Consider the following 12,826-nt stretch of genomic DNA (forward strand, 5'->3'; position numbering starts at 1 on the left):
GAAGTTTATGCCTACTGATTTACTTGGACGCGAATATGAGACTTTCCGCGCGCCCGATGCGCTTACAACGCACGGTCCTGCGCGCATTATTGCTATGTGTAACCAGAAGGGTGGCGTTGGTAAAACCACCAGCTCCATCAATATCGCTGGTGCGTTGAGTCAATACGGTAGGCGAGTTTTAATTGTTGACTTCGATCCGCAAGGCGCTGCAACGGTGGGGCTTGGGATTAATGCGAACGCGCTTGATAACACGGTTTATACGGCGCTTTTTGATTCTTCTGTAGACGTGCACGATGTGATTCGTCACACTGCCACCGAAAACATTGACGTTATGCCTGCAAACATTGATCTTTCTGCTGCAGAGGTGCAGCTTGTTACCGAGGTTGGTCGCGAGCAGATTTTGGCTGGCGTGTTGCGCAAAGTTCGTAACGAATACGACGTTATTATTATTGACTGCCAGCCTTCGCTTGGCTTGCTCACTGTAAACGCGCTTACGGCGGCGGATGGTGTGATTATTCCTGTTGCTGCGGAGTTCTTTGCGCTTAGAGGCGTGGCGCTGCTTATGCAGTCGATTGAAAAAGTGCAGCACAGAATTAACCCAGATTTGCAAGTGTTTGGCGTGCTCGTTACTATGTTTACGCGCACTTTGCATAGCGAAGAGGTTTTGCAAAGGATTTACGAGGCTTTCCAGGGGCGCGTGCTGCATTCTGTTATTTCGCGTTCGATTAAGCTGCCAGATTCCACTGTTGCGGCGGTTCCGATTACGATTTTTGCTCCTGAGCATAAGACTGCTAAGGAGTATCGCGAGGTTGCGCGCGAGCTGATTTCTAACGGCGTTGTTGAATAGCGCTTTGCGTGACGATCTGCCTTCGCATTGCGCTGTAGTGCGCGAACGATATTTCCGCTTTTTGTTGTTGATTTTGTGGTTTTGAGCTACAAAGTCGGGAAAACTTTCCGCTTTTTGTTGCTCGACACGCCAATTAGAGCAACATTCTCTCGCGCGACGACCTGCCTTTTTGCTTAAAGCGTAGCACGCGGTACGACACGCTGAAATTCAGTAAAATCGCACTACATAGCTTGCGTAGATTAGCTGCGATGTTTGCGCTCGGGCACGGGCTTTAATCGCACGATTGTGCGCGCGTCAATGAACATTTCTTGCTCGGGTCGGCTTCCGTTTGCTGCCGCGTCTCGCATAAGATGCAATGTTGCTCCGTCCCAGCTGATTACGTGACCAATCGCGTCGTGGTATTCGATTTTTTGCGATTTGGCGTCGGTTGTTTCTTCGCTGGCGTCGGTTGCTTGCGATCTGCCAGTGGCTGTTTGCAATCTTTCGTCGCCGCCTAATTGCGCGACTTTGTATGTTCGCACAACAATTCGTGCGCCAACTGGTATAAACTCTGGCAGAATCTGCCGCCTAATTAAGCTAATCGTAGTGCTGCCTTCCGTGTTATTTGTGTATTCGCGTTATTTGCCGTGTGTTTTGCTTTGACTTTGTTAATTGTATCGCAGTGCTATCAAACTCGTAACGTTTTGCAATACTCTGCAGTGCTCGAACGAATGATCTGCTTTCCCGAGTTTGCGCGACGACCTGCCTGAGCGCTTTTATGTAGTGCGTTTGTATCAAAAACGCTGAAATTCAGTACAATCGCACTACATAGCTGGCGATTTGTGGTCAGTGCGCATCCGAACCACAAGATGTTGTGGTTTTACGACACGCAGGTCACGCAAAACACTTCACCTACTACATAAAACTATTCTGTTATTAGCAATCAATCAATAGATTTTTTTGTAAAAGAGAACGATTGTAAAAACTTTTCCTTAAAGTTCTGTTAAAGTCTATTTTTTCTTGCAATTCGTTATGGGGGGGGGTATATTTGATAAATGCTTTTGCTTGAGTACTTTAGTAAAGCTGCGCGTTCTGCTGCTTTATTGTTGTGCTCACATGTGGAATTGCATTAGGCGTTGTTTGTAAATGCTGCAATTGCTAAATGCTAGTTCATGTATTTGAATGCTCTTAGTACTTCTGTACTTGATACGTGTAGTATTCTGCCCAATTTTGGGATTCGTGTAAAAGCAGGGTGTTGCTTATGCAATAGCCGAAATTGCCAAAATGGCTAGGATGTACAAACTAGCCAAAAATGACAATCGAAGGTGAGTCGATTATGTTACCTGCAAAGTTTGCTCGTTTCGCATCTCGCGTGTGCCGCATTGCGCAGAAGGTTTTTTCTGTGAGCGATACTGACAATGCGAATAGTGTGGCAGATGCGTCTGCTGGTTCTGACTCTACCTATTCAACGCGCCCAGATTCCGACTACCACAGTGCGCCAATTTATTCGTACTCAAATATTCAAGTAAATTCTTCATCATCTTCTTTATCTTCATCATCTTCTTTATCTTCATCATCTGAGAATGATTCATTAGGCTCATACGTAGGTAAAACAGCAAGAAAATCGCATATCTTGCAAAACTCGATTCTCGCAATAATTGTCACCTTTGCCACCATAGTAACCATGCTCATCGTGCCGCCGCTAAAAGAAGCTAATGCAGCTAATGTTAGTTGGGATTACATTGGTAATGGATTTATTTCTCCTAACTCTGTTGCGAGTTATGATGTATATAGGGATTTCGATGTTCAGCCGCCAGATATAAATACGGTAACCGTTAATGGAAAGAAAAAAACGACCATCACTTGGAATGTTCTTTTTAACGCAAATGGATGCAGAATTAAAAAAATAGAAAATCCAAATGTAGTGTGTAATGCTGACAATTTTGGACATGCGTATGGTGGTAGACCTGATTTTTACTTTATTCTTCCAAAAAACATCAAAGATAATAGCATAAGAATTACAAGGTATCGTACAGGATTTGTTATCGGTGGTGCTGGGGGCAACAAGTTTAAGTGGGAAGTACGAGGCAAAGATCAAACACCAGGCGAGTTTAATGGTGGTAGTAATGCTACGCGCTTACCGGGTGATTCTGATTATGAGAATTTCTGGAAAGCATCTGTTGAAAAATGTGGTTTAGGTACAGATGCAACATGTGAAGTCGATACATGGCGTAGAGCTGGTGATTTTGGTAGATTATTGAAATCTTGGGAACAAGATAACGATGCAGATTCTATTCGCTGGATTGTTACTGCAGAAGTTGAAGAAGGCGTTGATCCTTATAAGTTACCTTTTATGGCAGGTTGGATTTCCTACAGAGGAGATAAGCACAAGTTTACAGTTTTTGGTCCATATGATCACGATGGTGACGGCATACCAGACTTGGAAGAGTTTAAGTATGGTTTAAATCCTAAAAATAATGATGATATCCAATTCCCAAAGAAGTCTAAAAATGACGCTGTTTACGGTGAAGTTACTTCCGTAAAGCCTTATATCAACACTGGTGAGTGGGTTGGCGATTCATATTACGGCGACTTCAAATATTACAAGGACATGCCAAGTCATAGCGTCAGAAATACGTCTGAGATGATTCCAACTGATGCTGGAATAGAATTTACGTTTAAAAAGAATGAAATTGGGAATAGGGAGATTCTTCCGCCCGGTGTTACAAGAACTAATAGTCCTAATAATATAAAACCTGGCGAGGCGTATATTAATCCAAAAACAGGCGAGGTTAAGTATAGTCCTAAGACTTCTGATAGAGGTAAAACTATACATTTTGAAGTTCAAATAAACTATCCTGATCCTAGACCTAACAATTGTAAAATGAACAATTCAATTGTTAAAGTAAAGGGTGTTGACATTCATGTAGTTTCGCAAGCCTCACTGTATAATCCGTACTACGACACTACTACAGTAAAAGCTGGTGAAGGTAAAGATTCTAATTCTCCTAGGGATAGGGGAGGCAAAGCATTCCCATCTGGCACTAGTTTCAGAGCAGAAACTTATAATGATTATCAGAATCCACCAACATGGGCAAAGATTAAGAATGAGTCAACTGGTGTTGTTGCCTTCCACCCAAATAAGTGGGTTCCTGCTTCTAAACCTAATCAGCCTGAAAATAGACCTGTAGTTGTGTATTATCCTGATGGCTCAACTTCAAAGGATCGTGATTCTGGTAATAATGGTAATCCAGTTAATGCCCCTGTAATAGTCACTAGAGATGCTTCTGAATCAGGTGACTTGCAGCTCCATATTCATAAGAACCAAAATGGTCAAGAGATTGATTACACCAATGGATTCGTATTCCGCAAGAATCGTGATGTTACTCCACAGCCATGGATAGATTCTTGGTCTGTACGTGAGCCTGGAGATATTAGTATTCGTTCTGTGTGCGCTGATACTACGAATCCTATGAGTTTGAAGTATCATCTTAACGGTATTAATGGCATAAAAATAGAAGGTGATACACCTTGGCAGCATGCAACTGATGAAGAACAGGAAAAGTGTCGAAATGGTCAGGGTTGTGCAGCAAACAAATTATTTGATAGCACAGGCAATACCATGGAGCGTACGCGTGGCCATATTAAAGGAAAACCAACAAAGATTGGCAATTATCAGTGTACTGTGTATGCTTTGAAACCTAATGCTTTGAAGAAATTTGAAGAGGCAAAGAAAAAAGATTCCAAGATTGAAAGCTCAGACGGTTCTGCTACTAATATCATTAATACAAATACTTTCAATGGTCTAAGAGAAGGTGTTGATTATACATCTAGAACTGTGCCAATTAAGGTTCACTCTGACGCGCATTATTATAACCCGCAGTACACGAAGGTAAGTGTACAAGCTGGTAATACAGAAGGTGTAATGAATGCTGCTCCAGTAAGCCAAACTGGTGCCAATGGTGTTGCAGCTGATGATCAAAGCCAAAAGGATTTAGTGCAAGACGGAACATATTTGCCAAAAGGCACATGGTTTGAGCTTAAAAAGTATTCTAAGCATAAAGATTCTAGAGAAAAGCCTGTTTGGTCGAATTTTGAAGCAGATCAGAGCAATAAGAAAAATGGTAGTAATGAGGCAAAAGATAAAACTACTGATAAAAGGTATGGAAAGATTACGTTTAAACCAGAAAAGACTACAGAAGCAAGAGATTATTTAGTTCCTGTAATTGTGCATTATCCAGACGGCTCCACGTCGGAAGATTCTGATTCTGGTAATCTCGGAAAGCCGATTTACGCTCCTGTCTCTGTAACTCTTACAGAAGTTGCAGATGATGATTTGAAGTTGAAAGTTTATGATAGTAAAACTCATGGCGGACGACTTATTAAAGATAATGATAGGAATGGTGTGCGCTTCCGTAAGGGTGAAACGTTAGGCGATGGCAGTAATGATACTAAACCAATGTTCTTTGATTCTTGGTCAAGCAAGAAACAAGGAACTATTTACCAGAGAATGCTCTGCTATAAAAAGAATAGGCAAACTGGTAAGCCTGAAAGTTATGAACTTGATGGAATAAACGGTTTGAAGCTTGCAGGTAGAAAAAATGTCTACGATGGTGATTTGGTTAATGCTGTAGGTGGTAAAACTTCTCAATGGAAGATAGCTACAGAGCAGCAAAAAAAGGATTGTAAAGATAAAAAACAGTGTGATACGAAACATTACTTATATGGTAATGAGAATGATACTACTGCTCGCACTTGGGGATGGCTGCACGGCAAAGTGAAAGATAATGGCGACTTTGTGTGCACTGTGTACGCTATTAAAGAACTTAAATACAATGGAAAAAATGGTGAATTACAAAAAAAGTTTGATACGGCTGTAAATGAATTTGTAAAGAAACCTGGTGACCGTAAGTTTGAAGATGTTGTTAAAGGAGTATTAACAGATAAGCAAGATAAAACAAATCCTCAGAATAGCACTCAAAGACACGTTGATTGGGACTCTGTAACATTCCCAATTCACGTACACTCGGACGCTCACTACTACAACCCTAAGTATGAGACCATTACTATGGAGGCTGGTACTAAGAAAACATCAGAACGTCCAAAGAGTGCTCGTGATGCTAACAAAGCAACACTTAACCAGAGTGAGGTTCAGGAAGGAGAACTTCCTGAAGGTACTTGGTTTGAGTTTAAGATGTATAAAGGATATGCTCATAAACCTCCATTGAGTTATTCGTTCTTTGAAGATGGGCAAAATAATACTGATAATAATAATTCAGCTAAAAGCAAAGATGGATTATATGGTAAAGTAACATTCCGTCCGCACAAGTGGTTCCCTGCTACAAGTGAGAATAATCCAGATCAAACTCCTGTTGTTGTGCATTATCCAGATGGTTCTACATCAGAAGATTCTGATTCTGGTAACAACGGTAAGCCAGTCTTTGCTTCAGTTAACGTACTTCGTTCTCATGATGAAGATGCTAATAATCTACACCTGAATGTAAGTGATCGTGAAGGTGGCGGTAATTGGAATGATCCTACGATTAACCTTAGTAAGAACGAGGAACTTACAGTTAATAATAGTAAGGGTCGTTGGCTTGATTCATGGTCACAGTATAAGCCTGGTAAAATTAACCTGCGCACTATTTGCTATAGGAATAATCCAGATGGCACTAAGTCTCATTATCAATCTGGTGGCATTGCTGGAATTACCATGCAAAATGTAGAAAAGTGGGATCATACTGAAGATCCTGAAAAGCAGAAGAAATGCGAAGAAAATAGCAATGAATGTGAAGTTAAGCATTTATACGACGACTATATTTCTAACGGTAATTCGCAAAAAACTACCGAGCGTACTCGCGGATGGATTAAGGGTACTGCAAAGGAAACTGGCGACTACGAGTGTGTAGTGTACGCGATTAAAGAGAAGCAGTTCAGTAAAGATACTAATAATTTGCTTACTAACTTTGATAATGCAGTAAAAAAACTTAACAAAGATGCAAGTAAAAATAATACTGATCCTTTAAGAGATTTCCAGTGGAATATTAGTGGCAGTGGCAATAACATTGTTAAGGCTAAAAAAGGTGTCGATTATGACTCTCGCACAATACCAATCCACATTCACACTCAAGCTCACAACTACAATCCTGTGTATGATAAAGTAAATGTTCGAGCTGGTGATGAAGTACAATCTGGTTTGCCAAAGAATAAGAAGCCAACTGGGAAGCATGTAAATACTAAGTCGCTTGCGTATGGAGCTATATCAGACAGTGTATCGTTCCCTGACGGTACGTGGTTTGAGTTGAAGAAGGATGACGGTAGTGCTGCATCTTCATCTGAAGACGCATATGATTGGTCATTCTGGAAGAATGGTCAGAAGGATAGTAATGCTCCTAGAGATAATAACAATCCGCTTAATCACAATGGTAATGATACTGGAATAGGTGCAGGCTCTAGGTATGGTAATGTTACATTCCATCCAGACGTAACTGTTACTCCAAAAGACCACTATAAGACACATGTTGTTGTGCATTATCCAGATGGTTCTACATCAGAAGATCCAGATGCTGGCAATAACCAGTTTAAGCATGATGATAATGCAACTAATACTATGAACCCTGTGTATGCTCCAGTTAAAGTAACTGATTTGGGCTATAGCGGTAACGATTTGCGAATGAGTCTAACTAAATCTAAAGATACTAACAGTGTGCTTAATGGTAGTAATGATCTTACTGTTATGAAAGGCATTGGTCTTATTAGAAATCCGTTTGTACAAGCTTGGAGCGTAAAAAATAAGACCAAGATTCATCTACGTATGATGTGTTCAAAAGACAACACGAATAAGTGGAGTCGCGGACTTGAGGATACATTGAACATGCATTTGGGTCATGATTATGGCGAAAACACTCCTGAATGGACTTTTGCGACCGAATCTCAGCAGAAAGATTGTAGAGAAAATGGAAATTGTTCTGCTGACCATGTTTTGTATGGAATGCTGAATGCGAATAATACTCAGGCAGGAAGTGTGGAAAGTTCAACCGCTCGCAGGGAAGAAGAAATCGAAGGTGCTCCAAAAGAGACTGGAACGTATGTTTGCTCTGTTTTTGCACTGAAAGATAATGCGCTTACTGCTTTTAATCAAGCTGTTAAAGATGGTATTCCTCAGAATGATGGTAGTTATTCATCAACCGATATGTGGAATGTAAAACTTGCTGGCGTAGCGCAATCTAGAGACTGGGATCGCATATCCTTCAAAGTACACGTGGTCGAACAATTTAAGCTGCCAAAGACAGGTGGGGAAGATTGCGTGAACTGGAACATGGTGATGAGCGTTGTGTGCGTGCTTGGCACGGGCGCTATGGCGGCTGGATTCTTCCTTGACCAGACCAAGTGGGGGCGCGCGATGCTGGAGGCGTTGCTGCGTAAGGCGTTGTTGCGCGAGACACTGATGCGCAATGTGAAAATTAAAGCTTTTATCCGCAAAACTGCCAAAAAGCTTCGCGCTTTAAGGCGACGTAGCGAAAGGTGGCGATGCTGATGAAAATTTTCTGCAGCTTAAAAACTGCAGTGTCAACGTTCCATATGTCGGCAATGGCGTTACGTAGTTGCGTTACATAGTAACGACAATTATGCCGAAGCATGGTTCGGATTTAATCTTGCTGCGCGCGGCGCAAATCGTAGCCGCCGACAGAGTTCATGCGGCTTTGCGATGACTCCGCCGACCGTGCGCAACACAAAACATAACACATATCTCTCAAAGTGTTCGCAAGAACAAAACAAACAAGGAGAAAATATGAATAAGATAACAAAGCAGTGCGTGGCCGCGGTGGCCTCGCTCGCGATGGCTGGCACGCTGTGCGTTGCTGGCGCCGTGGTTGCTGGCAGCTCCGCTTGGGCTGCTCAGACTACTACTGAAAAGGCTCCATGGGATACAACTCTTGATGCCAACAAGAAGGGTTCCATTACCATTCATAAGAAGGATAGAGTTGATTCTCAATCCGCACAAGGTCTTAATGGTGCTGAGTTCACTGTTAAGAAAGTTTCTAAGTTTGGCACTGAATCAGTAAATCTTAAAGATCAAGATAACTGGGTAAAACTTGCTGCTAAAGTTAAGGATCTTAATGAGTGGGTTGCTACTCATGGTAATAACTCTGCTGCTGGCGCATCTGCTGCAGGAGCCTTCAACGTTGAATTTGATAAGTCATTTGGCACAAATGGTGAAAGTAAAAAGAATACTGCAGAAGTTTCTGGTGAAAAAGGTGTGGCAAAGTTTGATAGTCTAGAAATCGGACTTTACTACGTTTATGAGTCAAAGGTCCCAGATGGGTATTCTGCTGAATTTGTTCCTTTCTTTGTAACAGTTCCTCAGATTACACGAGAAAGTAATAACGTTAATAATACTTATACTTATGATGTTAATGTTTCTCCAAAGAACAGAAATGCTAAGGAAGATATTATTAAGGATGCGCTGACTAGTAAAATTGTCGGTGCAGGAGACACTCTACCTTATGTCATCACAACTAAGGTTACACTGCCGTCGGATGCTAGCAAGGACTCAAGTGGTGAATTTGAAACTAAAAATCTTACAAATTTCCAGATTTATGATGATGCATTAATATCAGCATATGATGACCTTGAAGTCAGTAAAATTTCTGCTGTCGTAAAAGTTGGTGAGTGGGATTCTACTGCTAACGATAGTAAAGGCGGATTAAAAACTGGTTCATCTGAAATTACTAAAACAACAGAATATTCTCTGAGTGTGAGCGATTCTGAAGTTGATAATAATAGTGGTGCAACTCGTAAGCGTATTCTCTTTAAGTTTGACAAAGACGCTGGATTGAAAAAAATTATAGGCAAGTTTAATAAAGATTCATCCAAAGATGTTCGAGTTCAAATCACTTTGAATCTTAAACTGAAAAAAGATTTGAAGACAGTTGGATCCAAAAATAAGCTAGCCAACAAGTATGGTTTTATTCCTGGTCATAAGCCAGGTGGACCAGATACTCATATTACTGGTAAAACAACAGAGACAGAGTTTCGTAAGTTCCATATTTTGAAGTATGACGGTACAACTGGTCAAAAACAAGGTGATGCAAAGAAGGGTCTTCCTAAGGCAGAATTTAAGGCATTCACAAATAAAGGTGATGCTGATAAGTGTGCTAAGGATCCAAGTGGTAACGATAATTGTAAGAATGCTATGCCTGGCTTTGCTGATGTTGCACAGACCAACACTGAAGCAACAATTACCACCACTGATGCTGGTGGAAAGACCAAAGATTATGTTGCTAAGGTAACCGATGTTAATAGCAAGATCTATGTTGTTGAGATCAAGGCTCCAGAAGGATTTGCTCGTTCTGAAAAGTCTTACGAAGTAAATCTCACTTCTGCAGCAAATGAAGAAGCACAAGAAATTGAAATTCCTAACGTTCCAGATAACAAGGGCAACAATTGGTTCAAGCTTCCAAAGACTGGTGCTGCTGGCGTGATTATCTTCGCTCTCGTGGGTCTTGGTCTTGTGGGCTCTGGTATGTTCGTATTCCTTAAGAATCGCAAGAAGGAAGAAGAGCAGGCTGCGTGATTGTGTGTGATTAGCCAACGCTGTATTAGGTGGCGTTTGGTTTAATCATGCAAAAGATTTAGGCACTTTGTACCAGAAGACACGCTGCAGCGCTTAAAACAAAATGCGTTGAGCATTTTGTTTCTACGCTGGCGTGTTCTGGTACAAAGTGCTCTAATCTTTCCCGAGTTTGTACGTGATTTGGGTCAAATGTGGTACAAAGTGCGGAGTTATTTAATTCAATAGCTTGAGCTTGGAGGAGTTATGAAGCTAGCCGATATTAGCAATTGGTGCCACTCGTTAAGCGAGCGCGCGGTTGCTAGATTGTTCAAGAATAAGGCGAAGCGTACCTCCAGTGTGATTGGCACGAGCAGTGTGGCTGGTGCGAGTGATTTGCTAGCGGAAGAATCGCAAGCAACCGAAGGGCAGACTCCACGATCCAACTCAAGCAAAAATATAAACCAAAATACACTTAAAACTAAAAAAACAATTAAAAAAATAACTAAAAAGAAAAGCGCACTGATGCGCATTCTAGAGCCGATTGCGCTGGTTCTTGCAGGTATTTTGTGCTTTAGTTACCCTGTGTGCTCAACGCTGTGGAACAACCACGTTTCTAAGGAGATATCGACAGCGTACGATAAATATAATCACGATCAGGCTGGCGATGTGCGACGCGCACACATTCGCGCTGCGAAACGTTATAACGCAACGCGCAAAGACATGCTCACGCGCGACCCGTACGGAGGCGACGGTCAGGAAGATATAACTAACACGCCTGGATACAAGCGTTATCTTAAAACGCTTGAGGAGCCGATGGGTATTATCGGCATTGTAAAGATTCCGAAGATTGGCGTAAAGCTGCCGATTTACCACGGTACAAAAGAAGATACGCTTGCGCGAGGCGCGGGGCACTTGTATGGCACGGATTTGCCAGTGGGCGGCAAGGGGCGGCATACTGTGATTACCGCGCACACTGGTTTGCCGAACGCAACCATGTTTGATTCGCTAACAGACCTTAAAAAGGGTGACTACTTTTATCTTGATGTGCAAGGGGAGACCTTGCGTTACAAGGTGTTTCGTATAAACGTGGTGGATCCGCACGATATAAGTTTGCTGCAGCGCGAGAAGGGGCGCGATTTAGCTACGCTGCTTACTTGTACGCCGTATGGTGTGAACTCGCATAGGTTGCTGGTTACGGGGTATCGTGTGCTGCCGGACCCTGTTGCGCCGCCAGAAGACCATGTGCAGTGGCCGCTTTGGATGACGCTGTTTGTTATAGCGATGATATTCTCGGCGGCGATTCTTTCCATGATGATTACGGCGGCGGCTGGTAAGAGGCGGCGCAAGTGGGATATTCGCGGCAAGCACATACTATGGGTTGGGCGTGGCGAGATTAAGTTGCGCGCAAAGTGATGCGCGGCGCGTAGACCGCGCGCGAGCGATACTTCCGCTTTTTGTACGTGTTTTGGGTCAAATTTGGTACAAAGTGCGTCAACTATTTCGCTTTTTGTACGTGATTTGGGTCAAATGTGGTACAAAGTGCGTCGCTTTTCCTGATTTTTCAACGTTTTATAGCCTTTAACCACATTGATAAAAAATTCTTTACATACAAAAACAACGTTATTTATTATCAACATATGTCAAAGAAAATAAATATTAACGGCATACCCGATAAATTATTTAAAAAACTTATTGAGTCAGAGAATTCTAAGTCATGTCTTATGGCTTCTCAAAGCAATTCTCGAACAGACTTGCGACGCTGCTTAGAATCAGGAAAATTAGTCGAGCCATATTACGGCTTCTACGCTATTCGTGATCACTGGGATCAATTGCTGTACAAAGATAAAGTTAAGCGTATTGCAGTCACTCTTACAAACAAGATAAAGATAAAAAAGTGGAATTTTACTGGCGAAACTGCTGCCGTGCTCCTGGGGTTGGAGGTGGTTCACTTGCCTTACATACATCATTCTCTTACAGAAATATACGTGTCGTCTAGTTATGCGGAAAAATTTGCTTCGAACAAGAAAAAATCTGATTTAGAGCGGAAAAAATCGGTGCGAAGTGCATTTAGACACAAATATAGCCGACTAAAACTTCCAAACATAATAGAAGATGAATCTGGTATAAGGCTTGATGATTTTACTAAAAATAGACATAAAAATGTGAGCAACGGCACAATTATTGGCAAGGGCACAAGCGCTAATAGCGGCACAGTAAAAAATACGAATCTTTTGACGGCGTCGTCATTTGGACATATTGCAACTGATGAAGAGCTTGCGATTAGTCATGTTGCCAGCATTTACAACGTTCTCTACGTGTGCGCTTGGAAGGGGTCGTTCGCCGAGTCGCTAGCAACTTTCGATTCTGCTGCTCGAAAAGGTGAAGATCTTAACAAAATTTTGCGTGTTTGTCGTAAATTTTACGGCTCCATGGATTGTTGTAGT

Annotated in this window: 5 protein-coding genes and 1 pseudogene; 5 read left to right on the plus strand and 1 reads right to left on the minus strand. The window is 41.9% G+C overall.

What is annotated here, in order from left to right; genetic code table 11:
• Positions 1-7: 7 nt before the first annotated feature.
• Positions 8-847: a ParA family protein gene (locus NYP65_RS06095; RefSeq protein ID WP_004113420.1), complete on the plus strand. Its 840-nt coding sequence runs from the start codon at positions 8-10 to the stop codon at positions 845-847.
• Between the two features lie 239 nt (positions 848-1,086).
• Here NYP65_RS06095 and NYP65_RS06100 read toward each other — a convergent pair whose 3' ends face one another.
• Positions 1,087-1,368 (minus strand): DUF6725 family protein, encoded by a 282-nt coding sequence (locus tag NYP65_RS06100; RefSeq protein WP_009994887.1) that lies wholly within the window; start codon positions 1,366-1,368, stop codon positions 1,087-1,089.
• A gap of 770 nt (positions 1,369-2,138) precedes the next feature.
• On the opposite strand from NYP65_RS06100, the gene NYP65_RS06105 reads away from it, so the two are divergent.
• The 4 genes and pseudogenes from NYP65_RS06105 to NYP65_RS06120 all read left to right on the plus strand — a co-directional run.
• Positions 2,139-8,363, plus strand: coding sequence for a Rib/alpha-like domain-containing protein (locus tag NYP65_RS06105; RefSeq protein WP_473410765.1), 6,225 nt, complete (start codon positions 2,139-2,141; stop codon positions 8,361-8,363).
• Positions 8,364-8,618: 255 nt separating this feature from the next.
• Positions 8,619-10,403, plus strand: coding sequence for a SpaH/EbpB family LPXTG-anchored major pilin (locus NYP65_RS06110; protein WP_473410766.1), 1,785 nt, complete (start codon positions 8,619-8,621; stop codon positions 10,401-10,403).
• A 243-nt stretch (positions 10,404-10,646) separates the two neighbouring features.
• A complete protein-coding gene (locus NYP65_RS06115) occupies positions 10,647-11,795 on the plus strand; it encodes a class C sortase (protein ID WP_473410767.1) in 1,149 nt (382 codons plus the stop codon).
• 308 nt (positions 11,796-12,103) lie between these two features.
• Positions 12,104-12,826: pseudogene (locus NYP65_RS06120) on the plus strand (hypothetical protein); the annotation flags it as partial.

The organism is Gardnerella sp. c12Ub_1 (assembly GCF_055804375.1).